The 24027-nt window shown below is 74.0% G+C and carries 22 protein-coding genes; 10 read left to right on the top strand and 12 right to left on the bottom strand.

Annotated elements, in window-relative coordinates:
- Positions 1 to 148: 148 nt before the first annotated feature.
- From ACIA8O_RS01150 to ACIA8O_RS01140, 3 genes are read right to left on the bottom strand one after another with little or no spacing between them, the layout of a single operon-like run.
- Positions 149 to 1870: an urease subunit alpha gene (locus ACIA8O_RS01150; RefSeq protein WP_396291387.1), complete on the bottom strand. Its 1722-nt coding sequence runs from the start codon at positions 1868 to 1870 to the stop codon at positions 149 to 151.
- Positions 1867 to 2175, bottom strand: a complete 309-nt coding sequence (locus ACIA8O_RS01145; protein ID WP_396291386.1) for an urease subunit beta — start codon at positions 2173 to 2175, stop codon at positions 1867 to 1869. Before ACIA8O_RS01145 ends, ACIA8O_RS01150 begins: the two co-directional genes overlap by 4 nt.
- 11 nt (positions 2176 to 2186) lie before the next feature.
- Positions 2187 to 2489 (bottom strand): urease subunit gamma, encoded by a 303-nt coding sequence (locus tag ACIA8O_RS01140; protein ID WP_396291385.1) that lies wholly within the window; start codon positions 2487 to 2489, stop codon positions 2187 to 2189.
- 316 nt (positions 2490 to 2805) lie between these two features.
- Between ACIA8O_RS01140 and ACIA8O_RS01135 the strand changes: the two genes are divergently transcribed.
- The 3 genes from ACIA8O_RS01135 (at position 2806) to ACIA8O_RS01125 (ending at position 6023) form a co-directional block, all read left to right on the top strand.
- Positions 2806 to 4050, top strand: a complete 1245-nt coding sequence (locus ACIA8O_RS01135) for a glycerophosphodiester phosphodiesterase (RefSeq protein WP_396291384.1) — start codon at positions 2806 to 2808, stop codon at positions 4048 to 4050.
- Positions 4051 to 4328: 278 nt separating this feature from the next.
- Positions 4329 to 4901, top strand: a complete 573-nt coding sequence (locus tag ACIA8O_RS01130) for a TetR/AcrR family transcriptional regulator (protein ID WP_396291383.1) — start codon at positions 4329 to 4331, stop codon at positions 4899 to 4901.
- Between the two features lie 87 nt (positions 4902 to 4988).
- The gene (locus ACIA8O_RS01125; RefSeq protein ID WP_396291382.1) at positions 4989 to 6023 is read left to right on the top strand and encodes an SDR family oxidoreductase; all 1035 of its coding nucleotides are present in this window, start codon (positions 4989 to 4991) and stop codon (positions 6021 to 6023) included.
- A 7-nt stretch (positions 6024 to 6030) separates the two neighbouring features.
- Here ACIA8O_RS01125 and ACIA8O_RS01120 read toward each other — a convergent pair whose 3' ends face one another.
- The 4 genes from ACIA8O_RS01120 to ACIA8O_RS01105 form a co-directional block, all read right to left on the bottom strand.
- Complete coding sequence (locus tag ACIA8O_RS01120) at positions 6031 to 7872, bottom strand: hypothetical protein (RefSeq protein WP_396291381.1); 1842 nt, start codon at positions 7870 to 7872, stop codon at positions 6031 to 6033.
- A 300-nt stretch (positions 7873 to 8172) separates the two neighbouring features.
- Positions 8173 to 9684: an SDR family oxidoreductase gene (locus ACIA8O_RS01115; RefSeq protein ID WP_396291380.1), complete on the bottom strand. Its 1512-nt coding sequence runs from the start codon at positions 9682 to 9684 to the stop codon at positions 8173 to 8175.
- Between the two features lie 77 nt (positions 9685 to 9761).
- A complete protein-coding gene (locus ACIA8O_RS01110; protein ID WP_396291379.1) occupies positions 9762 to 10526 on the bottom strand; it encodes a L,D-transpeptidase in 765 nt (254 codons plus the stop codon).
- Positions 10519 to 11058: a SigE family RNA polymerase sigma factor gene (locus ACIA8O_RS01105; protein WP_396291378.1), complete on the bottom strand. Its 540-nt coding sequence runs from the start codon at positions 11056 to 11058 to the stop codon at positions 10519 to 10521. The genes ACIA8O_RS01110 and ACIA8O_RS01105 overlap by 8 nt, the downstream gene beginning before the upstream one ends.
- Positions 11059 to 11312: 254 nt before the next feature.
- On the opposite strand from ACIA8O_RS01105, the gene sph reads away from it, so the two are divergent.
- On the top strand, positions 11313 to 12290 hold the full coding sequence (gene sph, locus ACIA8O_RS01100; RefSeq protein ID WP_396291377.1) for a sphingomyelin phosphodiesterase: 978 nt from the start codon (positions 11313 to 11315) through the stop codon (positions 12288 to 12290).
- A gap of 12 nt (positions 12291 to 12302) precedes the next feature.
- On the opposite strand, the gene ACIA8O_RS01095 is transcribed toward sph, so the two are convergent.
- Positions 12303 to 13385, bottom strand: a complete 1083-nt coding sequence (locus ACIA8O_RS01095; RefSeq protein ID WP_396291376.1) for a polysaccharide deacetylase family protein — start codon at positions 13383 to 13385, stop codon at positions 12303 to 12305.
- A 279-nt stretch (positions 13386 to 13664) separates the two neighbouring features.
- On the opposite strand from ACIA8O_RS01095, the gene ACIA8O_RS01090 reads away from it, so the two are divergent.
- Positions 13665 to 15035 carry an MFS transporter gene (locus ACIA8O_RS01090; RefSeq protein WP_396291375.1) on the top strand — a complete coding sequence of 457 codons (1371 nt, stop codon included), beginning with the start codon at positions 13665 to 13667 and terminating at the stop codon, positions 15033 to 15035.
- 34 nt (positions 15036 to 15069) lie between these two features.
- On the opposite strand, the gene ACIA8O_RS01085 is transcribed toward ACIA8O_RS01090, so the two are convergent.
- Positions 15070 to 15327, bottom strand: a complete 258-nt coding sequence (locus ACIA8O_RS01085) for a hypothetical protein (protein ID WP_396291374.1) — start codon at positions 15325 to 15327, stop codon at positions 15070 to 15072.
- Positions 15324 to 15674: a hypothetical protein gene (locus ACIA8O_RS01080; protein ID WP_396291373.1), complete on the bottom strand. Its 351-nt coding sequence runs from the start codon at positions 15672 to 15674 to the stop codon at positions 15324 to 15326. Before ACIA8O_RS01080 ends, ACIA8O_RS01085 begins: the two co-directional genes overlap by 4 nt.
- Before the next feature lie 213 nt (positions 15675 to 15887).
- On the opposite strand from ACIA8O_RS01080, the gene ACIA8O_RS01075 reads away from it, so the two are divergent.
- The 4 genes from ACIA8O_RS01075 to ACIA8O_RS01060 all read left to right on the top strand — a co-directional run bounded on the left by ACIA8O_RS01075 (position 15888) and on the right by ACIA8O_RS01060 (position 21227).
- Positions 15888 to 17066, top strand: coding sequence for a hypothetical protein (locus ACIA8O_RS01075; protein ID WP_396291372.1), 1179 nt, complete (start codon positions 15888 to 15890; stop codon positions 17064 to 17066).
- Positions 17067 to 17144: 78 nt separating this feature from the next.
- Positions 17145 to 18311, top strand: coding sequence for a winged helix DNA-binding domain-containing protein (locus ACIA8O_RS01070; protein WP_396291371.1), 1167 nt, complete (start codon positions 17145 to 17147; stop codon positions 18309 to 18311).
- A gap of 25 nt (positions 18312 to 18336) precedes the next feature.
- Positions 18337 to 19758: a hypothetical protein gene (locus ACIA8O_RS01065; protein WP_396291370.1), complete on the top strand. Its 1422-nt coding sequence runs from the start codon at positions 18337 to 18339 to the stop codon at positions 19756 to 19758.
- 11 nt (positions 19759 to 19769) lie between these two features.
- On the top strand, positions 19770 to 21227 hold the full coding sequence (locus ACIA8O_RS01060; RefSeq protein ID WP_396291369.1) for a hypothetical protein: 1458 nt from the start codon (positions 19770 to 19772) through the stop codon (positions 21225 to 21227).
- A 7-nt stretch (positions 21228 to 21234) separates the two neighbouring features.
- Here the strand turns inward: ACIA8O_RS01060 and ACIA8O_RS01055 are convergent, their stop codons facing one another.
- The gene (locus ACIA8O_RS01055) at positions 21235 to 21546 is read right to left on the bottom strand and encodes a hypothetical protein (protein WP_396291368.1); all 312 of its coding nucleotides are present in this window, start codon (positions 21544 to 21546) and stop codon (positions 21235 to 21237) included.
- A 179-nt stretch (positions 21547 to 21725) separates the two neighbouring features.
- Here ACIA8O_RS01055 and ACIA8O_RS01050 point away from each other — a divergent pair, with 179 nt between their 5' ends.
- A complete protein-coding gene (locus ACIA8O_RS01050; RefSeq protein WP_396291367.1) occupies positions 21726 to 22229 on the top strand; it encodes a hypothetical protein in 504 nt (167 codons plus the stop codon).
- Between the two features lie 65 nt (positions 22230 to 22294).
- Here the strand turns inward: ACIA8O_RS01050 and ACIA8O_RS01045 are convergent, their stop codons facing one another.
- Positions 22295 to 24025, bottom strand: a complete 1731-nt coding sequence (locus ACIA8O_RS01045) for a ricin-type beta-trefoil lectin domain protein (protein ID WP_396291366.1) — start codon at positions 24023 to 24025, stop codon at positions 22295 to 22297.
- Positions 24026 to 24027 lie beyond the last annotated feature (2 nt).

The raw sequence follows: 24027 nt of genomic DNA, 5'->3' as shown, positions 1-24027 counted from the left end.
CGGCAGCACCTCGTCCACCCCCGCTCCCTCTAGCGAGCCCGCTGAGCCCGCCGCAGGCGAAAGCCCCGCCGGAAAGGCGGCCGCACGTCCCCCCACCAAGCCCGCCGCAGGCGAAGGCCGCATTGCAGCGTCCGTCATCTCCCCCTCCCTAGAACAGGAAGTACCGCTGCGCGAGCGGCAGTTCGTCGACCGGCTCGGAGGTGACGACCTCGCCGTCGATGGTGACGGTGAAGGTGTCCGGGTCCACCCGGACGTCCGGGCGGGCAGTGTTGTTGACCAGGTGGTCCTTGGTGACGCCCCGGGTGTTGCCGATCGGGACGAACCGCTTCCCCAGGCCGAGCCGTTCGGCGATGCCGTCCTCGATCGCGGCCGGCGCGGTGAAGTTCACCGAGTTCGAGCCCGGCGCCCGCCCCATCGCCCCGAACATCGGCCGCGGCAGCACCGGCTGCGGCGTCGGGATCGAGGCGTTGGCGTCCCCCATCTGTGCCCACGCGATCTGCCCGCCCTTGACCACCAGCTCGGGCTTGACCCCGAAGAAGGCGGGGGACCAGAGCACCAGGTCCGCCAGTTTCCCGGCCTCCACCGACCCGACCAGTCCGTCCAGCCCCTGTGCCACCGCCGGGTTGATCGTGTACTTCGCCACGTACCGCCGGGCCCGGTGGTTGTCCGCCGCCCCGTCCCCCGGCAGCGTGCCCCACCGCGCCTTGCCGACGTGCGCCGTCTGCCAGGTCCGCAGCACGACCTCCCCGATCCGTCCCATGGCCTGCGAGTCCGAGCTGATGATGGAGATGGCGCCCAGGTCGTGCAGCGCGTCCTCCGCCGCGATGGTGGACGGCCGGATCCGCGACTCCGCGAACGCCAGGTCCTCCGGCACGTGCGGGCTGAGGTGGTGACAGACCATCAGCATGTCGAGGTGTTCGGCCACCGTGTTCCCGGTGTGCGGCCGGGTCGGGTTGGTCGAACTGGGCAGCACGTTCAACTCCGAGACCACGCTGATGATGTCCGGGGCGTGTCCGCCGCCCGCGCCCTCGGTGTGGTACGCGTGGATGCCCCGCCCCGCGATCGCCGCCAGGGTGTCCCCGACGAATCCGGCCTCGTTCAAGGTGTCGGTGTGGATGGCGAGTTGGGCCCCGCTCTCCTCGCACACCCGCAGGCAGGCGTCGATCGCCGCCGGCGTCGCGCCCCAGTCCTCGTGGATCTTGAAGCCCAGCGCCCCGCCCCGCAGCTGCGCGCGCATGGCCTCGGTGCTGACGGTGTTGCCCTTGCCCAGCAAGCCGACGTTGACCGGCAGGCCGTCCATCGCCTCGAACATCCGGGCCAGGTGCCAGGAGCCGGGGGTGATGGTGGTGGCCTTGGTCCCCTCCGCCGGTCCGGTGCCGCCGCCGACCAGCGTGGTGATCCCCGCGGCCAGCGCCTCGTCCGCCAACTGCGGGCAGACGAAGTGCACATGGGTGTCGATCGCCCCGGCGGTGAGGATCTTCCCGTTACCGGAGATCACCTCCGTCTCCGGTCCGATCACCAGCTCCGGGTGGACACCGTTCATGGTCTCCGGGTTCCCGGCCTTGCCCAGCGCGGTGATCCGGCCGTCCCGGATGCCCACGTCGGCCTTGACCACGCCCCAGTGGTCCAGCACCACCGCACCGGTGATCACCGTGTCGGGGGCGCCCTCGGCCCGCGAGGCCCGGCCCTGGCCCATCGACTCCCGGATCACCTTGCCGCCGCCGAAGACCGCCTCGTCGCCGCCGGCGCAGCGGTCCTCCTCCACCTCGACCAGCAGGTTGGTGTCCCCCAGCCGGATCCGGTCCCCCACCGTAGGCCCGTACAGCGCGGCGTACCGCTCCCGGCTCAGTCTCAGCGCGTACCCGCTCATGCCAGCACCCCTCCGACCTCGCCGCGCAGCCCGTGCACCTCGCGCCGCCCGCCGATCGGCACCAGCTCCACCGCGACCGGGATGCCCGGTTCGAAGCGGACGGCCGTCCCGGCGGGGACGTTCAGCCGCAGGCCGTACGCGGCCGCGCGGTCGAACTCCAGCCCCGGGTTGACCTCGGCGAAGTGGTAGTGCGAGCCGACCTGCACCGGGCGGTCGGCCGCGTTCAGCACCGTCAGCCTCGTCACCGGCGCACCGGGGTTCAGCCCGATCTCCCCCTCCCCGTGGAGCACCTCTCCGGGCACCACCTCCCCGGGCGTCACCGGATCGGCCCGTGCACGGTGACCAGCTTGGTGCCGTCCGGGAAGGTGGCCTCCACCTGGACGTCGGGGATCATCTCGGCGATCCCCGCCATGACGTCCTCGCGGCGGAGCACCTCGCGGCCGGACTCCATGAGCTCGGCGACGGTCCGCCCGTCCCGGGCGCCCTCCAGCACGTGCGAGGTGATCAGGGCGACCGCCTCGGGGTGGTTGAGCAGCAGTCCGCGGGCCTGCCGGGAGCGGGCCACGTCGGCCGCGACGTGGATGAGCAGGCGTTCCTGCTCATGGGGAGTGAGCCTCATCTGCACACACCTCGGGAGAGATTTTTCGGCACACCGTAGCGGACCGGCGGGGCACGCACCACCCGTCCCCACCAGGGCATCTGACGTTCTTTTAGTGGAATTTACGATCAGATTTCCAAGCGATTTCCAGACCCTCTCCACACCATTCCCCGGGAGATGACGGAGCTTTTCCCCGGGCCCCCGAAGCTCCGACCGCACCGCACCGCCCGCCGGGCCGTCACTGGAGGTTTCCACAGGGTTCGCCCGGAGTGCACCGACAACGGGAGGGCCGCCTCCTACGGTACGGACGGGTAACGACACCGACCGGGGAGACGACATGACGGACCTTCACACCTCAGGGACCTCTCGCCGCTGGTTCCTCCGGGCCGGCGGCGCGATCGGGGTCGGCGCGGCCGCACTCGGGGCCGGCGCGGTGCCGGCCGCCGCGGCCGACGGCGACGCCCAGGGCCGGGCGCGGGGCGCGGAGGACGGCCCCCAGGCCCAGCGCGCCACCGGCACCCGCCCGCCCGTGCGCACCGGCACCGGCCTGGACCGGCTCCCCCACCCCCTGGTGGTCGCCCACCGCGGCGCCAGCGGCTACCGCCCCGAGCACACCATCGGCGCCTACGAACTCGCCCTGGACCTCGGCGCCGACGTGATCGAGCAGGACCTGGTGCCCACCAAGGACGGCCACCTGGTGGTCCGTCACGAGAACGAGATCGGCGGCACCACCGACGTCGCCGACCGCAAGGAGTTCGAGGGCCGCAAGACCACCAGGACCATCGACGGCAAGGCCGTCACCGGCTGGTTCACCGAGGACTTCACCCTCGCCGAGCTGCGCACCCTGCGCGCCAAGGAGCGCCTGCCGCTCCAGCGCCAGCGCAACACCGTCTACGACGGCCGCTGGTCCGTGCCCACCTTCCGCGAGGTCGCCGAGTTCGCCGCCCGCCGCGCCCGCACCACCGGCCGGGACGTCTGGCTCTACGTCGAGACCAAGCACCCCTCCTACTTCCGCTCCATCGGCCTGCCGCTGGAGGAGCGCCTCGCCACCGAGCTGCGCCGGGCCGGCCTGGCCGGGCGGCACGGCCGGGCGATCCTGCAGTCCTTCGAGCCGAGCAGCCTCCAGCGCCTGGCCGGGCTGGTCGACAACCCGCGCATCCAGCTGCTCAGCGACGCCGCCACCCAGCCCTACGACTTCGTACTGGCCAAGGACCCCCGCACCGTCGCCGACCTGGTCACCCCGGCCGGCCTGCGCTGGATCTCCGGCTTCGCCCACGGCATCGGCCCCACCACCAACCTGATCGCCCCGGTCGACCCGGCCACCGGCAAGCTCCGCCCGGTCACCACCCTGGTCACCGACGCCCACGCGGCCAACCTGCTGCTGCACCCGTACACCCTGCGCAACGAGAACTCCTTCCTCCCCGCCGACTTCCGCCGCGGCACCGACCCCAACGCCTACGGCGACTCCATCGCCTGGGCCCGCTTCCTGATGGACCAGGGCGTCGACGGCTTCTTCACCGACCACACCGACACCAGCCGCCTCGCCCGCAGCGACTTCTGGGCGGCCAAGGGCGTCTCCTGACCGGCGTACCTGGTGAGGCCTCCGGGGGGCGCGAGGAACGTACATGGTCCCCCCAGTGGCGCGAGGAACGTACGTGGTTACACCAGGGGCGCGGGGAACTGCGCGAGTCGGAAGGCGGCTCACCTGCAACTGAGGGCACGTCAGCCAGTTGCAGGTGCTGCCGTTCCCCTACGCGCAGTTACCCGCGCCCCGGTGCAACCACCTTCGCCAGCCACGCATTGCCTCGTGCACAGCCCCGGACTGGACGCGAATATGACGACCGGTCTAGTCTTCCCCGCATGGGAGCCAAGGGCGAGGAGACCCGGGCCCGGCTGGTGCGCGCCACCCGGGACCTGATGGAGGCGCACGGATACTCGGGCACCGGCCTCAACCTGGTGCTCGCCGAGAGCGGAGCCCCCCGCGGCTCCCTCTACTTCCACTTCCCGTCCGGCAAGGACCAGTTGGTCGCCCAGGCGCTCACCGAGGCCGGCCGGGAGATCGGCGGCATGATCGAAGCCGTCGGCGCCTCCCACCAGGACGGCGCCGCCGCGACCGTCACCGCCCTGATCGGCCTGCTGGCCGACCGGATGGAGCAGTCCGAGTACCGCAAGGGCTGCCCCATCGCCACCGTCGCCCTGGAGGTCGCGGCCACCAACGAGCCGCTCCGCCGCCTCTGTTCCGACACCTACGCCGAGTGGCAGTCCACCCTGGCCGACCTGCTCACCGCCGAAGGGCGGGACCCGGCGGGCGCCGACGCCACCGCCGGGGCGGTCCTCGCACTGATCGAGGGCGCCCTCCTGCTCGCCCGCGTCCAGCACAGCCGCCTCCCGCTCGACCAGGCAGCCCGCTCGGCCGCCCTCCTCCTCGCCTGACCCACCCTCACCCCACCCCCTCACCCCACCCCTTGGCCTTTCCCTCTCCTAAAAATATGTAGACCGGTCCACCCATAAGGAGCACCCATGTCCGCACTCGTCCTCGGCGCCAACGGCTTCATCGGCCGCTGGCTGGTCCTCGAACTCCTCACCCAGGGACGCCCGGTGGCCGCCGCCACCCGCCCCGGCCGGGCCGCCGCCCTCACCGACTGGCTGTCCGCCCACGGTGCCCCGGCCGACGGCCTCACCACCGTCACCGCCGACATCACCCGCCCGGACCTCGGCCTCTCCCCCGCCGACGACGAGCGCCTCGCCGACGTCCGCGACGTCTACAACCTCGCCGCCCTCTACCGCTTCGGCCTCACCCGGCCCGAGGCCCGCGCCGCCAACCACGACGGAGCCCTGCACGTCGCCCGCTGGGCCGCCGGCCGTCCCGGCGTCCGCCGCCTGGTGCACCTCTCCGGCTACCGGGTCGGCGACCGCCCCGTCCCGCTGCCGCCCGCCGAGGCCGAGCGGCTCTACCGCACGCTCGGCGCCTACGAGGCCTCCAAGTCCGAGGGCGACTCCGCCCTGCGCGCCCTGGCGCCCCAACTCGGCCTGCCGCTCAGCGTGGTGAGCCCGAGCGCGGTGATCGGGCACTCCGTCACCGGGGAGGCCGGCCAGTACCTCGGCCTGGCCACCATGGTCGACCAGCTGCACCAGGGGCGGCTGCCCGCCCTGCCCGGCAGCCGCCGCACCTTCGTCCCGGTGGTGGCCGTCGACCACCTGGCCCGCTTCCTGGCCGCCACCCCCGAGCACGACCGGGACCCCCTCGCCCGGCACACCGTGCTCGACCCCGCCACCCCCGAACTCCCGGGCCTGATACACCTGCTGGCCACCCACCTGGGCGTCCGCCCGCCCCGCCTCCGCGTCCCCGTCGGCCTGGTCCGCCGCCTCCCGCAGTCCCTCACCGGCGCCGACCCGGAGACCCTGTCCTTCCTCTCCGAGGACCGCTACGACACCGCCTCGGCCGAACGGCTGGCCCGCGCCGCCGGGCTCGACCAGGCGCCGGTCGCGGACGTCCTGCGCCGCTGGGCGGACCGTCTGGTCGCCGAGGACTTCGGCCGCCGGCCCGCCGCCTGACGGACGGTCAGGGGAGCGGGACGAGACGGGTGCCGTTGCGCTGGACGGCCTCCACCTCGACCTGCTCCCGGCGGGGCCGCGGCATCGCCGAGGTCCGGTCCGCCGGGGTCTGGTCCAGCACCCAGCCCGGGCCGCGCAGCCGGATCCGCTCCACCCGCCGGCTGGCCGCCGCGAGCACGTACTCCACCCCCTGCGGGGAGCGCCACCAGGCCCACCCCAGGGTGTCCTGCTCGTAGCGGCTGCAGGCCCGCCCCTCGGCCCGCCCGGTCCGCCGCGCCGCCCCGGCCCCCGGCAGCAGCACCGCCGTCGTGGCACTGCCGTCCCCGCCCCACCGGTCCGCCCGCAGGCAGAGCCACTCCGCCCGCCCGGCGTTCTCCGGCAGCTGCTGCCCGGCGAACGCCCACAGGTTCAACTGCCGTACGCCCGCCGTGACATCGGGCGCCACGCAGCCCGCCGACGCCCACAGCCGCAGCGCCTCGGCGCTCACCGCCTCCCGCGGCGAGCGCGCCGGGCCCTGCTCCGGCGGCGGGGTGTAGCTCAGCCGGGCCGGCCGCAGCCCGCCCACGTCGGCGAGCAGGAAGGCGTGCTGCTCGGCCACCACCGGCGTGGAGCGCAGCTGGAGCAGCACCGGCGCCGGGCACCCGGTCGCCACCGCGGCCACCGGGACCGGCCCGGTGACACCGTCCACCGCCGCCAACGGCCTTGCCGCGACGGCAGGTTGGTCGATCCTGCGGGTCTCGCTGGTGTCGATCCACGGCGCCAGCAGGTACCGCACCCCGGCGGCCGTCCTGGTCAGCACCACCGCCGCCGCACTGGTCACGTCCGAGTCCTCGGCGCGCCCCAGCAGCAGCCCGCCGCCCGGCCCCTCGGTGTACCGGGCCAGCCGGACGCCGTCGTACAGCACCACCACCGTGACGCCGTCCACCGTCCCGGCGTACATCAGGTGCGGCACCTCCACCGGCGGCCGGGCCACCGTCCCGGCCTCCACCGGCGTCCCCGGCCCCACCGCCCGCCAGGCGGCCACCGCCCGCTCCACCAACGCCCCGTCGTCCCGCCGCCCACCCCGGCCCGGCCAGGCGGTGAAGTCCACCCGGGCGGTCCGCCGCCACAGGTCGTCCGCCACCCGGGTCACCTCCGCCCGGGCGGCGGCGGCCGGCGGCGGCCCGGACGGAGCCCGCACCGCCGTGGTCGACGAGGGCGCCACCACCCCGAACCCGGCGGCGGCCAGCACCAACGCCCCGGCCGCCCCGCCCGCCACCCGGCGCCGCCGCAGCAGATCGCTCGGCTGCACCCGCACCCGGCAGGCGTCGAACCCCGGCCAGTGCTCCGGCCCGTCCCCCCGTGCCCTGGCCGCCGCCAACGAGGGCCCCGCGGCCCGGACGGCCCGCGCCGCCTCCCCCTCGGCCACCCCCGCCCCGACCAGCAGCCCCACCACCTGATCCGGCGTCAGCCCGTCCACCCACGCCAGCGCGAACGCGGCCCGCGCCGGCCGCTCCAACGCCCCCAACTCCCGGTCCAGCATCAACTCGTCCGGATCGCCGCCCAGACTGAACAACCGCAGCCCCAACACCACCGGCCCCGGCCGCAACCGGTCCCGCCGCCGCGGCCGCAACACCCCCCTGAGCAGCCGCGACCGCAGCACCGCGTACGTCTCGGCCGGCCCCTCGGTCTCCGGCCCGCGCAGCGGCAGCGCCCGCTGCACGGCCGCGTGGGCGGCCAGCACACGGCGGTGCCGCGTCCTGCCGTCCGGCAGCACCAACCGGGCGATCCCGACCAGCCGCGGGTAGTTGGCCACCAACGCCGCCTCGGCATCGGTGAGGCGGACCGATTCTCCGCTCAGCCCCAGCACCCTCAGCTCCCCCCGTCGCAACCGTCCCGGACCCCTCGTCCAACGACGCGGATCATCCGACGGTTACGCCGTTGGGGGCGCAGCCCGGCAGTCGGTCACCCCAGGGGCGCGAGTTCAGCAGGCGGCCCGGCAGTCGGTCACCCCAGGGGCGCGAGGAACTGCGCGAATTCGGAAGGCGGCCCACCGCTGGATCGGGGCAGTCGAGCCAGTTGCACGTGCTGCCGTTCCCCCGCGCGCAGTTCCTCGCGCCCCCGGTGTAACCACGTTCGCCCGCGCCCCGGTTCAGCCACGTTCGCCCGGCTACTCCACCCGCCGTGCGTGCTCCGTGATGTTCCGGGCCATCCCCCCGAAGACCGCCGCGTGGAACGGCGCCACCGCCCACCAGTACGCGTGCCCCGCCAGCCCGTGCGGGTAGAACGTCGCCCGCTGCCGGTACACCGTCCCCCCGTCCTCGGCCGGCCGCACCGTCATCTCCAGCCAGGCCAGCCCCGGCAGCCGCATCTCCGCCCGCAGCCTCAGCAGCCGCCCCGGCTCGATCTCCTCCACCCGCCAGAAGTCCAGCGAGTCCCCCGCCCGCAGCCGCCCCGGGTCCCGCCGTCCGCGCCGCAGCCCGACCCCGCCGACCAGCCGGTCCAGCCACCCCCGCACCGCCCACCCCAACGGGAAGGAGTACCACCCGTGTTCGCCCCCGATGCCCTCCACCACCCGCCAGACGGCGTCCACGGGGGCGTCCACCGTCCGTTCCCGGACGTCCTCGTAGAGGCTGCCGCCCGCCCAGTCGGGGTCCGTCGGCAGCGGGTCGCTCGGCGCACCCGGCACCGACGCCGAGGACCACCGCGTCACCACCTGTCCCTCGCCGATCCGCTGCAGGGCCAGGCCCACCGCCCGGTCGAACCCGATCAGCCCCTCCTCCGGGTCCGGCACGTACCGCGCGACGTCGTGCTCGGTGCAGACCACCTCGTGCCGCAGCGACTCCACCAGCGGCCGCGCCAGCCCGCTCGGGACCGGCGTCACCAGCCCCACCCAGTGGCTCGACAGTCCGGGCGTGAGCACCGGCACCGGCAGGATCACCCGCCGGGGCAGCCCGGCCACCCGGGCGTAGCGGTGCATCATCTGCCGGTACGTCAGCACCTCGGGCCCGCCCAGGTCGAAGCTCCGGTTGACCTCCCCGGGCATCGAGGCCGCCCCGACCAGGTAGCGCAGCACGTCCCGCACCGCGATCGGCTGGATCCGGGTGTCCACCCAGCTGGGCGTCACCATCACCGGCAGCCGCTCGGTCAGGTACCGGAGCATCTCGAACGAGGCCGAGCCGGAGCCGATCACCACCGCCGCCCGCAGGTCGGCGGTGGGCACGCCGCTCTCCCGCAGTACCCGGCCGACCTCGGCCCGGGAGCGCAGGTGCGCGGAGAGCCGCTCCGGCGGTACGCCCTGCGGCAGCAGTCCGCCGAGGTAGACGATCCGGCCGACCCCGCCCTGCCGGGCCGCCCGCCCGAAGCTCCGGGCGGCCTCGCGGTCGACGGTCTCGAAGTCCCGTCCGGTGCCCAGCGAGTGGACGAGGTAGTAGGCGGCGTCGATGCCGTCGAAGGCCCCGTCCAGGGTCTCGGGCCTGGTCACGTCGCCGGTCGCGGTCTCGACCCGGGCCCGCCAGGGGTGGTCGCGCAGCCGTCCGGGGTCGCGGACCAGACAGCACACGGTGTGGCCGGCGTCGAGCAGTTCCGGCACCAGCCGTCCGCCCAGGTAGCCCGTGGCCCCGGTCACCAGACAGTGCACCCGCCCACTCCGTTTCCTACGCCTCCGGTCCCTCCGCCCCATCAGACACCGCCCACGGCCCGCACGCCCGCCCCGCCCCACCGGCCCGCCGCCGCACCACCCACCCGGCCCAAAGAAGCCTAGTTCCGCACCTCCACCGTGTCCCCGACCGCCACCCGTTCGAAGAACCAGCGCGCGTCCTCCGCCCGCAGCCCGATGTCCCCGCTGGTGGCCGCCTTGCCGCCCACCGGGCGCCAGGGCATCTCCGCGACCCAGGTCGAGGTGCCGTCGGCGGCGGAGAGTTCGACCGCCCACTTCAGTTCGAGGTGGTACCAGGTCTCGCCGCGCTCGTTCAGGAACGGGCCGGTCTGCGAGTCGACCACCACCACCCGCTGACGGGAGATCACCGTCATCCGCCCCGCCGGGGTGGGCGTGCCGGGCCCGCCGACGCTGCAGGGCCTGGCGGCGTCCGTCCCGTTCACCCGCAGGTCGGCCGAGGAGAGGTCCACCACCGCCCGCACCTGCCCGGGCGGCAGCGGCGAGGGCCCGAGGCCCTCCACCGGTGCGGGCACGGCCGCCTTCTCCTCTGCGGCCTTCTCCTCTGCGGCGGTCGGACTCGGCGGCGGTGTGCCGAGCACCGTGGAGACCACCGGCGCCGGGCGCCCGCTCAGGTCCTCCGTCCCCGCCCCCGGCCCGCCCCCGGGCCAGAACACCGCGCCCCCGCCGATCGCCAGCACGGTGCCCAGCGCCGCCAGTCCGGTCTGCCGCCGTCGCCGCCGGGCCCGCCCGTTGCGGCGCAGCACCTCGTACGGCAGCGGCAGGGCGGTCGGCGCCTCGGCCGCCAACCCCCTCAGCAGGACGGTCAGTTCGTCGTGCTGCTCCGGCGTTCCGTCACCCTCATGCACAGTGGTTGGCCTCCGTCCGGCGTCCGCCCTCGACCACGGTCAGTTCCTCCGGCTGTTCGCGCAGGTACCCGGCCAGCGCCGCCCGGCCCCGGGAGAGCCGGGCCTTGACGGTGCCGAGGGCCGCCCCGGTCTCGGCGGCGATCTGTTGCAGCGACAGGTCGCAGAGGTGGTGCAGCACCACGGCCTGCCGCTGCGCCGCGGGGAGCCGCCGCAGGGCGGCGACCAGTTCGGTGTGCTCCAGCCCGGGGGCCGCGGCCACCTGCGGGGCGAACCGCATCCGCTCCTGCTCCAGTTCGCGTCCGCGCCGGGCGCGCCGCCAGCGGCTGACCGCGAGTCGCCAGGCGACGGTGCGGATCCACGCCTCGGGGCCGCCCTCGTCCCGGCTGAGCTTGGACCGCCGGTCCCACCCCCGGACGAAGGCCTCCTGGACGGCGTCCTGCGCCTCCCCGAAGTCACCCGTCATCGCGTACAGCTGACGCACCAACAGGGCGAAGGAGGCGCGGTAGAACGCGCCGTACTCCTCGTCCGTCATCTTCCGTCCCGCCCCGTCCACTCTCTCCGCCCCGCTGACACACCTGTCTACGCACGGCCCCGGAAGAAGGTTGCACGGACTTCCGCCGGGTCTGCCGATCGTGCGTACCGGACAGTAGGTCTAGTTCCAGCCGAGTTCATCTGATGCTCCCCCGGCGTCTTGCCGCCGGTGACCGGCCGCAAGTTGACTGCACAACACCTCGTCGGTTGACGAGCCCCCGTCACCCTCACGCCCACACTCACCACGGAGCCTCGATGCCCCACCGGTCCTTCCGCCGTGCCGTCACCGCCGCCGCCGCTGCCGCCGTGCTCGGCAGCCTGGCCGCCCCCGCCGCGCACGCCGAGTCGGCGCCCGTCACCGTTGCCCCGCTCAAGGTCCTGACCTACAACGTCTTCCTGATGAGCACCAGCCTGTACCCGAACTGGGGCCAGGACCTGCGCGCCAAGGAGATCGCCGCGGCCTCCTTCTTCCAGGGCAACGACGTGGTGGTGCTCCAGGAGGCGTTCGACAACGCCGCCTCGGACAAGCTGCAGTCGCTCGCCAAGGCGGCCTACCCGTACCAGACCCCGGTGGTCGGCCGCTCCACCTCCGGCTGGGACGCCACCTCCGGCAGCTACTCCTCCACCACCCCGGAGGACGGCGGCGTCACCCTGCTCAGCAAGTGGCCCATCCTGCGCAAGGAGCAGTACGTCTTCAAGGACGCCTGCGGGGCCGACTGGTGGTCCAACAAGGGCTTCGTCTACGCCGTGCTGAACGTCAACGGCCAGCGCACCCACGTGCTCGGCACCCACCTGCAGTCCACCGACTCGGGCTGCTCCAGCGGCCAGCCGGCCACCGTCCGGGCCGCCCAGCTCACCGCGATGAAGAACTTCGTCGACGCCAAGAACATCCCGGCGAGCGAGCCGGTCATCGTCACGGGCGACCTGAACGTCAACGCGCACGACTCCGAGTACCCGTCGATGCTGGCCAACGGCAACCTCGCCCCGGCCACCGACCGCACCGGCTGGGCCAACTCCTTCGACACCACCGAGAACTCGATCGCCGCCTACCGCTACCCGGGCGAGCCGAAGGAGGACCTGGACTACGTGCTCTACCGGGCCGACCACGCCCGCCCGCAGAGCTACACCAACAACGTGCTCCGCTTCCACAGCACCCCGTGGACCGTCTCCAGCTGGGGCAAGAGCTACACCTACAACGACCTCTCCGACCACTACCCCGTGATCGGCGGCTGAACGGCCCCTCCCTCAGCCTGAGCCGACCGCCCCCGGGGCCGCCTGCACGCGGTTCCGGGGGCGCAGCAGCTCCTCCGGCGTGACGAAGCGGTAGCCCCGCCGCCGCAGCCCGTCGATCATCAGCGGCAGCGCCGCCACGGTCTGCGAGCGGTCGCCGCCGCCGTCGTGCATCAGCACCACCGAACCGGGCCGCACCTGCCGCAGCACCCGCTCGGCGATCACCTCCGCCCCGGGCCTGGCCCAGTCGTTGGTCTCCACGTCCCAGAGCACCGTGGTCAGCCCCAACTCGGCGACCCTCTGCATCAGTTCGGGGCTCCGTCCACCGTAGGGCGGCCGCATCAGGGTGGGCAGGCCGGCCCCGGATGCCTCGGCCAGTGCCTCCCCGGTGGAGCCGAGCTGGTGGCGCAGCCCGGCCGGGCCGAGGTCGGGCAGGTAGGCGTGCGACCAGGTGTGGTTGCCGAGCACGTGGCCCTCGGCGACGATCCGGCGCACCAGCTCCGGGTGGGCCAGCGCGTGCAGGCCGATGCAGAAGAAGGCCGCCCGGATGCCGTGCCTGGCGAGCAACTCCAGGACCTGCGGCGTGTGTTCGGGGTGCGGCCCGTCGTCGAAGGTGAGCGCCACGGTCGGCTCCCCGTCCCCTCCGCCCCCTCCTCCGCCGCCGCCCAGCAGGCAGCGCCCGGCCGCCGCCAGACCGCGCTCGACCGGCCCGGACGCCGTCTCCGCCTCGGTCATCTCCCCCTCCCGGCCGCTCATGATCCAGCCGCCGGGCCCGAGCGGCACCAGCTCACCGAACCGCGAACTCCCCAGCCGGGCAAGCGCACCGCCCGAACTCCAGCCGTCCGCGAGCAGCGGCGGATCGGCCCGGTAGACCGCCACCCCGGCCCCGGCGAGCAGTCCGTCCAGCAGTCCGTTGGCGCTGTCGACCACCACCGCCAGACCCTCCGGCGCCCGCGCCGCGAGCTCCACCAGCCGGGCCACCGGGCGCTCCGGCCCGCACCGCCCGTACAGCTCCTCCGGGCCGACCGGCCGGCCCCCGCCGTCCGTCACGGCGATCCGGTAGCCGTCCCGGGCCAGGCCCACACCGGCGAACCACATCCGACGCCCTCCCGGGAATCCGTCCGTCCCGGCACCCCCGGGCGGTCCCGATCATAGGAGCGAATGGCCGGATCCCGCCCCTGCCGGAACATCACGATCCGATCCAACTCGCCTGCCCCGCACACGAACTGACGCACCACCAACAACACCCAATTCGCTTGCCCCGCCGGGGTCCCGCCGTCCTACAGTGCCGACATCGCCTCGGACCGGGCGCCGCGCCCCGCGCGGTGCCGCTCCGCCGCGCCCTCCCCCGTCCCCTCCCACTCCCGAGGACCCCTCATGACCCGCGACAGCCCGCTCCCCGTGCCCTCCCCCTCCCCCGCACCGTCCCTCACCCCCGGGCGCGATCGCAGACCCCTGACCGGCGTCCTGGCGGCGGTGACGGCCGGCCACCTCGGCACCGCCCTCGCCCTCGTCACCCTCCCCTGGTTCGTCCTGGTCAGCACCGGCAGCGCCACCGCCACCGGACTGGCCGCCTTCTGCGAACTGGTCCCGTACGTGCTCTGCAAGGGCCTCGGCGGCGGCCTGGTCGACCGGCACGGCGCCCGCACCGTCTCCTGGACCACCGACACCGCCAGCGCCGTCGCCGCCGGGCTGATCCCGCTCCTGCACTGGCTGTCCCTGCTCCCGCTACCCGTGCTGCTCGCCCTGGTCGCGGTGACCGGCGCCGTGCGCGGGCCCGGCGACCTGGCCAAGGACGTCCTGCTCCCCGAGACCGCCGACCACGCCGGCGTCCCCCTCGAACGGGCCACCGGCCTGCTCGGCTCCGTCCACCGCCTCGCCGACACCGCCGGCCCCGCCGTCGGCGGCCTGCTCGCCGCCCTCACCGGCCCGCTCACCGGCCTGGCGGTCAACGCGGCCTCCTTCGGCCTCGGCGCCCTGCTGGTCGCCCTCCTCCACGGCCCGGTCGGCCGGCCCGCACCCTCCCCCGCCACCCCCGAACGGCCCAACCGCGCCCAGGGATTGGCCTTCCTCCGCTCCGAACCCCTCCTCCTGCTCCTCACCCTGCTGGTCTCCTTCACCAACCTGGTGGACGCCGCCCTCACCGGAGTCCTGCTCCCGGTCTGGGCCCGCGAGTCCGGCCACGGACCGGCCGGGATCGGCCTGGCCGGGAGCGCCTTCGGCCTCACCGCCCTGCTCGGCAGCCTCCTCGCCGCCGCCGTCGGCGCCCGCCTCCCCCGCCGCCCCGTCCTCCTCCACGGCTACCTCCTGGCCGGCGCCCCGCCCTTCCTGGTGCTCGCCCTGGACGCCCCGCTCTGGCTGGTGCTCGCCGTCTTCGCCCTGTCCGGCTGCGGCGCGGGCTTCATCAACCCGGTGATCGGCGCCGTCCTGCTCGAACGGACACCCCGTCACGTGCTCGGCCGGGTCCGCGCCGTCCGCGACTCCGTCGTCTGGGCCGGCATCCCCCTCGGCGGCCTCCTCGGCGGCCTCGCCGTCACCACCGCGGGCGCCACCCCCACCCTCCTCACCGCCGCCGCCCTCTCCACCCTCGCCGTCCTCCTGGCCGCCCTCCACCCCGCCTGGCACCACCTCGACCGCACCCCCGCCGACACCCCACCCCGCCCCCACCCCTGCACCACACCCCCCTGCCGCCCCACCCGCCCCTCCGACCGCTGCACCCTCCCGGCGGCCCCCACCCCGATCCGCTGACACCCCCAGCGGGCGCGCGGGCCGGATCCCGGCGTCACACCGGCGGAGTCGTCACCTGGCAGAGGAAAACCCGCTGGAGTCGCGGCACGACGAAGTACGCGAAGAAACCTCCCGCAACGTCGAGGTACGCCATCGGTTCACCACTCCCCTCGTACGTGGTGCCGTCGAGGTAGAGGGCTTCGGCGGCACGCACGAGCTCGTCGGCCTTCGTCTCGACCGCTCCCAGGAACTCCGGCGGCGCACCCCCCGCGACCCCCTCCTCGTCGGGCAGGTACTCCCACGCCCAGCTCACTCGGCCACTGCGGCGGAGGCCTGCCGGTACAGCTCCGCGACCCTCAGAGCCGCCTGCCGCTGCTCCCCCTCGGTAGCCGCGTGGTTGGCGAGGTAGTTGGCGCGACGGTACTCCTGCGCGCGCTCCGGCATCCGTTCGATCTCCACCACGGCGGCCCAGTGCGCGAGGAACGCGCGGATCGGAGCGAGACCGTTCTGCTCCATGGCTCTCGCCATGGCGGTGGTCTGACCGTCCACCAGCTCCGGCAGTCTGCCCGGCGCCACGATCGCGACCGCCGCCTTCAACGCGGCAGGCGTCCGATCCGGACGGGGGATGAGCTCACTCACCTCGTGTGCGGCCTGGCTCATGGCGGCACTCCTCTCCACTGTCCCGAGCCTACCGCCGACGCACTGCCCACCGGCCGAACGACCCCAGGTCGGCCGCCGGGTCCGGGTCCGGTCGGGTTACGATCCACCCGTCGCAGCGCGGACGGCCATCGGTGCACGTGGCGGTGCTCGGTACGGTGCGCGCAGGCCGCGACACGCCTGGTTCGAAGAGCACGTCGCAGAGGGGGAAGTCGCGTGGATGTCAGCGGAGTTCCGAACGCCGTACCGGCCGAGGGTGGTCAGGGGGCCGAACCGTCCGATCTGTTCGCCCGGCACCCGGTGATGGAGGAGCTGGCCCGCCTCCTGCAGACGCTCGACACCGAGGCCGCCGCGGCCGCCGGCTCCGGCGGCACGGACGGCACCCCGTCCGTCGAACGGCGGATCGGCGGCCCGCTGACCGGCTTCGCCCTCGGCCGCCCGCCCCGGTCCGAGTCCACCGCCGTCTGGGAGTTCGCCCCCACCGGGGAGAGCGGCGGCCCGGAGGAGGAGAAGACCGTCGCGGACCGCCGCCGCCTGGCCGCCCGGATCGCCAAGGCCACGCCCGCACTCCCCCTCCTCGCCCGGCTGCTGACGGCCCGTCTGCTGCTGGAACTCGTCGCCCGCGGCACCTGGCCCCCCGGCGACCGCGCCCCCTTCGCCCTGCTCTCGGCCGCCGTCGACCCCCTCGGCGCCCTCGACCCGGACACCCTCCCGGGCGAGGAGCTGGAGGCCACCGCCAGCCTGGCCGTGCTGGTGCTCTCCGTCCTGGACTTCCAGGCCGCCGACCAGGCCGAACAGGCCCGTTACGAGCACCTGGTGGAGTCCTTCGGCACCCTCATCCTGGCCGCCTCCCCCGAGCGGATCACCGCCTACACCTCCCCCGAGCTGTCCAAGGCCTTCGGCGTGATGGTCGACGTGGACCACGTCATGGACCTCGCCAACCACACCCTCCTGGACCCGGTCACCCGCGCCGTCGAGGCCATCACCGAGGCCGGCGACGCCACCGCGCAGAAGCACTCCCGCCAGTTGCTCTCCGTCCACGGCCGCTTCCCCGATCTCACCCGTGCCGCCCTCGACGCCATCGGCCGCACCGAGCTGACCGGCCCGGTCGGCGCCTGGGCCGTCGACGAGGCCAGTGGCAACTGGACCTTCGTCGCCTGGCGCAAGCCGGACCTCTTCGAGGTCACCCAGAGCGGCCGCCGCCCCGGCTGGCGCCACTTCCAGCTCCCCCCGGTCACCAACCCGGCCGGCCTGGCCCGCGGCCTCGGCCTCAAGGGCCGGCAGCCCAAGGCCTCCGGCACCCTCACCCAGCCGACCCCGATCGGCCAGGAACTCCTCGACGAACTCGGCCTGAGCCACCCCTTCCCGCCCTCCGAGGACGACCAGCCGAGCTGACCCCGCCCCGCCGTCACCCCTCACCCACCTGACAAGGTGGACGGCCGACCTGACAGAGCATCGGGTTAATCTCGGCCCATGCCCCTCCTGATCACCGACGACCAGCGCCGCTCCCGGCTCGGCCACCGCCACCTCCTGCGGGCGGCCGACCGGGCGGCCACCGTCCCCCAGGTGGCCGACGCCCTGGCGGGCCTGCACTCCACCGACGCCGCGACGGTGTACCTCTCCGTCTGCGCGCGCCTCGCGGAGCCCTCCGCCGCCGCAGTCGACCGGGCCCTCTACGACGACGTCACGCTGGTCAAGCTGCTCTCCATGCGCCGCACCATCTTCGCGGTGACCGAGGAGTTCGCCCCGTACGTCAACTCCTCGACGGCGAAGGCGATCGCGGTCAAGGAGCGGGCCACCCTGCTCAAGCACCTGCGCGAGGGCGCCGAGGGCTGGGACGAGGCCCGGCTGGCCGTGGCCGAGCGCGACACCCTCGCCGCCCTGACCGCCCGCGGCCAGGCCACCACCGCCCAGGTCTCCGAGGACGTCCCGGCCCTGCGCGAGACGATCCTGATGTCCCCGGGCAAGCCGTACGAGGGGCGCCAGAGCGTCGGCAGCCGCCTGCTGCGCCTGCTCGCCTCGGACGGGCACGTCCGCCGCTGCCGCCCGCGCGGCTCCTGGCTGAGCAGCAGCTACCCCTGGGCACCCGTCCCGCAACTGCCGGACGTACCCGTCCGGGAGGCCAAGGCCGAGGTGGCCCGCCGCTGGCTGGCGGCCTTCGGCCCGGCCACCGAGGCCGACCTCAAGTGGTGGACGGGCTGGACCCTCGGCGACACCCGCAAGGCCCTCGCCGACCTGGCGGCCGTTCAGGTCCGGCTCGCCGACGGGGCCGTGGGCCTGGTCCTCCCCGGCGACGAGGAGACCCCCGACCCCACCGGCCCCTGGGCCGCCCTGCTCCCCGGCCTCGACCCGACCACCATGGGCTGGCGCGGCCGCGACTGGTACCTGCGTCCCGAGGACGTCCCCGCCCTCTACGACCGCGCCGGCAACGCCGGCCCCACCGTCTGGTGGAACGGCCGCATCATCGGCGGCTGGGCCCAACGCCCCGACGGCGAACTGGTCTGGCGCCTCTTCACCGACCCCGGCACCGAGGCCGTCGCCGCCGTCACCGCCGAGGCCGAACGCCTCGCCTGCTGGCTCGGCGAGGTCCGCGTGACCCCGCGCTTCCGCACCCCGCTGGAGCGCGAACTGGTCAGCTGAGAGCGCCACCTGGGAAGATCACCGGATGCCCTCCGCCCTCCACGAGTCCTGGCTGCACGGCGTCGCCGTCAACCCCGCCGCCCCCGCCGACGTCCTGCTCCGCCTCCTCTCCCCGGAGGCCGGCTCCGCCGGGAAGACCATGTGCTCCGAGGGCCACCTGTCCCCGGGCCTGGTGGAGACCCTGCTGCACCACCCGCAGCCGCGCGTCCGGATGGCCCTGGCCAGGAACCCCCGCGTCGCACCCGACCAGCGCGGACGGCTGGCCGACGACCCCCACGCACTGGTCCGGGCCCACCTGGCCGGCGGCCCGTGGCCGCGCTTCGGACGGCCCGTACCGCTGCCCGACGACGTGCTGGAGAAGCTGCTCACCTTCGAGGACCCCGAGGACGGCGAGCCCCCGCTCCTCACCGCCGGCGAGATCCGGGCCGAGCTCTCCGGCTCCCGGCAGATCCCCCGCTCCTTCCAACGCCGGATGCACACCCACCCGCACCCCGCCGTGCGCGTGTACGCCACCCACCACTGGACGCTCCTCACGGACCGTCAGCGCGACGCCCTGCGCACCGATCCGGACGCCGGCATCCGGGAGTCCGCACGCCGGATGGACCGGTACTACTTCGACCCGGCCGCCACCGACGAGGACCTGCTGACGGCCAGCCCGCGCTCCCGGCGGACCATCCTGTGGGGCCAGGCCCTCTCCGACGCCGCCGTCGAGGCCGGTCTGCTCGATGACGCCATCGCCCTGGCCCACAACCCGAACACCCCCGCCCCGGCCCTCGCCACCCTGGCCCGGGACCCCGACCCCGAGGTCCGCCTCGCCGTCGCCGGCCGGGCCGACCTCACCACCGAACTCTGGGACCTGCTCGCCGCCGACCCCGACCAGGACGTCCGCACCCGGGCCCTCGTCCAGCCGCTGCCCCGCACCACGCCGGACTGCGCCGCGCTCAACCGCTCCTTCGGCCCCTCCTACATCTGGCCGCACGGCGAGCTGTGGAACGAGCCGAGCGCCGACCGGTACCGCGCCATGGCCACCTCCCCCCACCCCCGGGCACGCCGCGCCGCCGCCCTCGCCGCCCACCTCGCCCCGGACCTGGTCGCCCTCCTCGCCGAGGACCCCGACCCGACCGTCCGTCACCTCGTGGCCCACCACCAGGACCTGGCACCGGCCGCCACCGTGCTGGAGGCCTTCCTCGACCTCCCCGCCCTCCGCGAGCACCTGCTCCGCTCCCCGAACCTCCCCCGCACCGGCCTGGCCCACCTCCTCGACCACGAGGACCCCGAGGTCCGCGCCCTCGCCGCCACCGACCCCACCCTCCCGGCCGAGGTCCTCGAAACCCTCCTCCACGACCCCGACCTCGCCCGCCCCGCAGCATCCAACCCCGCCCTCACCCCCACCCGCCTCCACACCCTCCTCGACGCGGCCGGCCTCCCCCACCCCGTCACCCCCTGATCGGACGCCGCATGCCCTCCTCCCTCCCCGAGTCCTGGCTGCACGGCATCGCCGTCAACCCCGCCGCCCCCGCCGACGTCCTGCTCCGCCTCCTCACCGCCCCGGAGGCCGGCGAGGCACGCATGACCCTCTGCGGCGAGGGCCACCTGCCGCCCGAGGTCTGGGAGGCCGCGCGACACCACCCCGACTTCCGGGTCCGCCGCCACCTCGGCCGCAACCGCAACCTCCCGCCCGAGCAGCGCGGGTTGCTGGCCGACGACCCCTCCGCCATGGTCCGCGCCTGGATGGCCACGGGGCCGCGCGACTGGGTCTGGCCGCGCACCCCGCTGCCGGAGGAGGTCGTGGTGAAACTGATGACCGCCCGGACCGACCCGGACGACCTCCTGACGGCGGACGAGATCGCCTCGCAGCTCCCCTTCTCCCGGCAGATCCCCGACTCCTACCACCGCAAGCTGCCCACCCACCCGAACCCCAAGCTGCGCCTCCAGGCCACCTGGAACTGGCAGAGCCTCACCGAGGACCAGCGCGCCGCCCTACGGACCGACCCCGACCCCACCATCCGGGCCGCCGCACAACGGGGCGACCGGCAGTACGACCCGGCGGCCACCGAGGCCGACCTCCCCGAACAGGACTGCCACGCCCGCGTCGACCTCCTGCTGCACCACGCACTCCCGCAGTCGGTGATCGACCGCTGCCTCGCCGAGCAGCGAGACCTCCGGCTCCTGGCCCACAACCCCCACACCCCCGCCGACGTGGTCACCCGCCTGGCCCGCGACCCCGACCGCGCGGTCCGCCTCGCGGTCGCGCAGCGGCTCGACGCCACCACCGACGTCCTGGCCCTCCTGGCGGACGACCCCGACGAGGAGGTCCGCGCCCACGCGGCGGTCCGCCCGCTGTTCCAGGCCCGTCCGGACCGCTCCCCCCGGCGATGGCCGTCCGACCCGGTCAGCCCCGAACTCGCCGCCTGGTACCGGACCTGCGCCACCTCACCCCACCTGCTGGCCCGTCAGGCCGCGGCCTCCTCCCCCGCCCTCCCCCCGGAACTCGTCCCGCTGCTGGCCGCCGACCCCGATCCGACCGTCCGTCACCGGATCGCGGAGTACCAGGGAACCGCCCCCGCCGCGACCGTCCTGGAGACCTTCATCACCCGACCCGACCTGCGCGACACCCTTCAACTGACAGACCGTCTCCCCCGCACCGGCCTGGCCCACCTGCTCGACCACGAGGACCCCGGCGTCCGCGCCCTCGCCGCCACCGACCCCACCCTCCCCGAACCTCCGGTCCCCCTCCTCGACGACCCGTCCCCCGAAGTCCGCCGGGCCGCCGCCACCAACCCCCTCCTCCCGGCCCCCGTCCTCTCCCCCCTCCTCCACGACCCCGACCTCGCCCGCTCCGCCGCCGCCAACCCCTCCCTCACCGGCCCGCACCTCCACGCCCTCCTCGACGCCGCCGGCCTCCCCCACCCCTGACCCGCCCTCAGAAGCCCCCGCCCCACCCGAAGGTGAGCCCGTACGCCCGCCCCATCGCGTGCCACCCCCGGCCGCCGTCGTACTGCACCCAGGCCCGCGCGACACCGAACCACACCCCGAACACCCCGAGCACGACCCCCGCCCCCACCAACGTCCCGAAGCACACCAACACCACCACCCCGACCACCACCAGCCCCGCACCGACGTGGGCGTCCCCCAACTCCAGCGGCGCCACCCCCCGCGCCCGCCGCCGCTCCTCCCGCTCCCCCGCGAGCCGCCGGTCCCGCACGTCCTGCGGTTCGTCCTGGTCGAAGTACACGGCCTCTCTCCACCCATCCTCGGCATTCGATCGCCCCCGAGGCTACCCGCGCCCGACCACCCGCCGGCCCGCCCTCCACCGCAGTACCCGTAAACGACCGTGCCGCCCGGAACGCCACGAGTACGGTGATCCCCAACTCGTCGCCGTCGACCCCGAGAACGCGGAAGGAGACCGCCACCGTGGGATCAGTGCTCAAAGGCCTTCACACCGTCCGCTGGCACGAACTCCAGGGCGCCCTCGGCTCCGCCCGCGAGATCCCCGGCCTGCTCTCCCGGGCCGCCTGGGGCGACGGGCCGAGCTCACGGGACGCGATCGACCGTCTCAAGGACCACGTCTGTGAGCTCGGCTTCGTCGTGAGAGAAGCAACAGCTCCGACCATCCCCTTCCTGGTGGAACTGGCCGAAGCCCCCCATGTCCGCTGCAAGCCCGAGATCGTCGACCTCCTGCTGAGCATCACGCTGTCCTCGCAGTGGAGCAACACGGCCGCAGCACTACCACCAAACCGCATCACCCACTACGAAGAACCACTCCGCTGGGAACGCGCATGCCGTACAGCCACCCTCAACGCCCTGCCCGCCCTGCACCGGCTCGCCTCCTCCTCGGAACCGGACACGGCACAACCGGCCGCCCGGATCATCCGGTTCCTGACCGAGCCGGATACGTCTGGCCACCGGCCAATCTGACCCGGGAACGACGAACGGGCACCATCCCTTCAGGGGGTGATGCCCGTTCGGTGTGTGACGGGAGGTCAGGCCACTGCGGTCGTGGACCAGACCTGGTTGGCCTGGCCGCTGATGCAGTGCCAGATCGTCGGGCGGGTGCCCGACCCGGTGTCGAAGCCCGACAGGTCCAGGCAACGGTCCGTCAGCGGGTTGTAGAGCGAACCGTCCGCACGGACCAGCCACTGCTGCGCTCCGTTGCCGCCGAGTCCCTTGCAGGTGAGCAACTGGACCTGGTTGCCGTCGAAGGCCTGGGCGTTGATGACGTCCATGCACTTGCCCTGCACACGGAGGCTGCCGTCGTCCGTATTGGCCACCCAGTGCTGTGCCACGTTGAACTGACCGATGGGCGAGCAGGTCCAGACGTGGATCGGGTTGCCGTCAACGGGCTGCGCCTCGGAATTGTCCAGGCAAACACCGGAGTTGACGCCCGAGGTCACCGTACCGGCCACGCTGCCCGGCACGGTCGGGGAGGTGTACACGCTGAAGTCGCTGACCGCGCCCCGGTAGTAGTTCTGCTCCTGTCCGGCATTCCTGTAGCGGCCGAACACCACTGTGCCGGTGGGGGCCGTCTTGGCGGTGTGGCGGCCGGAACCCGCGAGCGTCCCGTTGACGTACAGCGCCATCTCTCCAGTGGCGGCGTTGTAGCTGGCCGTCAGCTTGGTCCAGACGTCCGGGACCACCAGCGCGGCGGAGTTGGTCAGGATCGTGATGTCGTAGGGCCAGCCCGTGGCGTCGTCGCCCCTGGCCATGCCGAACCGCCAGACCGCCTTGGCCCTGTTGTTGTCGCTATCCGGCCACACCATGAAGTTGCTGGTCCCGACACCGTCCTGGCTCAGCACCGCACCGGCCTGCTGCTCCGTACCACCGGCCACCTTGGTCCAGACATCGAGTGTGAACGACTTGCCGGTGTCCACCTGGACCCGTGTCTGCAGCTGGGAGTGCCGGCCGGCATCACCGTCCAGTTGCAGGTAGTCGGTGGCACCGTTGATGTCACCGTTGACGATGGTGGCGCCACCGACCGCAGTGCCGCCCACCGGGATCTCGTCCAGCCTGAGCCGAGTGGCGGGGGCACGGGTCTCGGAGGCGCCACTGGCGAGTTTCAGCCCGGTCATCTTGTTCGGGTCGGCCGCATCCACCTCACCGGTCCAGTACAGCAAACGCCGCTGACCGTCGAGCGCCCAGAGGTCCGGCGCCTTGTCGCCGTTGAGGTCGCCGGCCGACGACACAGTGGGGTAACTGGCAACAGGAAAGAAGCCGTTGAGTGCGATGCCGTTCCCAGGGGCTGCCAGCCTGCCGAGGTCCGGGACGGTCACGCCGGTGGCCGGTACAGTGCGCAGCGTGATCGGGAAGGAGAGCAGTCGGCCGGTGCTCCGCTCCCTGGCCCAAACCTGGGGCTGCTTGTCGTTACCACCCAACGGGCCGGGACCGATCAGGTCGTAGTCGTCCCAGTTGGTCGCATTGGACACCTTGATCGCCGGTGCGTTGAAGGTGCTGCTCGACTTGGCGCGGTAGAGCCAGAGTTGACCGTCCTCGACGGCCAGCAGGGCCGTGGTCTGCTTCACCAGTCCACCCCAGCTGTTCTCCTGCGCGTTGAAGCCGGAGTTGAGCGGACCGATCGCCACCACCTGGGTCGCCTTCGACCAGTCCGAGCTGTAGCCGGTGGGTTGGTCGACCAAGTTGCCGTCCAGGTCCAGCCAGGACCCGGGCTTGGCAACTTGCAGCAACGGGGCGGTGAACCTTCCCGTGCCGTCGTTCACAT

The organism is Kitasatospora sp. NPDC051853, assembly GCF_044452665.1.
Lineage (GTDB): Bacteria > Actinomycetota > Actinomycetes > Streptomycetales > Streptomycetaceae > Kitasatospora.
This window is presented reverse-complemented; position numbering and strand designations above follow the sequence as displayed.

Excerpts from the sequence above, each read along its gene's own strand:
- ACIA8O_RS01150 (WP_396291387.1), bottom strand. The coding sequence starts at position 1,870 with ATGAGCGGGTACGCGCTGAGACTGAGCCGGGAGCGGTACGCCGCGCTG.
- ACIA8O_RS01140 (WP_396291385.1), bottom strand. The coding sequence starts at position 2,489 with ATGAGGCTCACTCCCCATGAGCAGGAACGCCTGCTCATCCACGTCGCG.
- ACIA8O_RS01135 (WP_396291384.1), top strand. The coding sequence starts at position 2,806 with ATGACGGACCTTCACACCTCAGGGACCTCTCGCCGCTGGTTCCTCCGG.
- ACIA8O_RS01130 (WP_396291383.1), top strand. The coding sequence starts at position 4,329 with ATGGGAGCCAAGGGCGAGGAGACCCGGGCCCGGCTGGTGCGCGCCACC.
- ACIA8O_RS01125 (WP_396291382.1), top strand. The coding sequence starts at position 4,989 with ATGTCCGCACTCGTCCTCGGCGCCAACGGCTTCATCGGCCGCTGGCTG.
- ACIA8O_RS01115 (WP_396291380.1), bottom strand. The coding sequence starts at position 9,684 with ATGGGGCGGAGGGACCGGAGGCGTAGGAAACGGAGTGGGCGGGTGCAC.
- ACIA8O_RS01105 (WP_396291378.1), bottom strand. The coding sequence starts at position 11,058 with ATGACGGACGAGGAGTACGGCGCGTTCTACCGCGCCTCCTTCGCCCTG.
- sph (WP_396291377.1), top strand. The coding sequence starts at position 11,313 with ATGCCCCACCGGTCCTTCCGCCGTGCCGTCACCGCCGCCGCCGCTGCC.
- ACIA8O_RS01095 (WP_396291376.1), bottom strand. The coding sequence starts at position 13,385 with ATGTGGTTCGCCGGTGTGGGCCTGGCCCGGGACGGCTACCGGATCGCC.
- ACIA8O_RS01090 (WP_396291375.1), top strand. The coding sequence starts at position 13,665 with ATGACCCGCGACAGCCCGCTCCCCGTGCCCTCCCCCTCCCCCGCACCG.
- ACIA8O_RS01080 (WP_396291373.1), bottom strand. The coding sequence starts at position 15,674 with ATGAGCCAGGCCGCACACGAGGTGAGTGAGCTCATCCCCCGTCCGGAT.
- ACIA8O_RS01070 (WP_396291371.1), top strand. The coding sequence starts at position 17,145 with ATGCCCCTCCTGATCACCGACGACCAGCGCCGCTCCCGGCTCGGCCAC.
- ACIA8O_RS01065 (WP_396291370.1), top strand. The coding sequence starts at position 18,337 with ATGCCCTCCGCCCTCCACGAGTCCTGGCTGCACGGCGTCGCCGTCAAC.
- ACIA8O_RS01060 (WP_396291369.1), top strand. The coding sequence starts at position 19,770 with ATGCCCTCCTCCCTCCCCGAGTCCTGGCTGCACGGCATCGCCGTCAAC.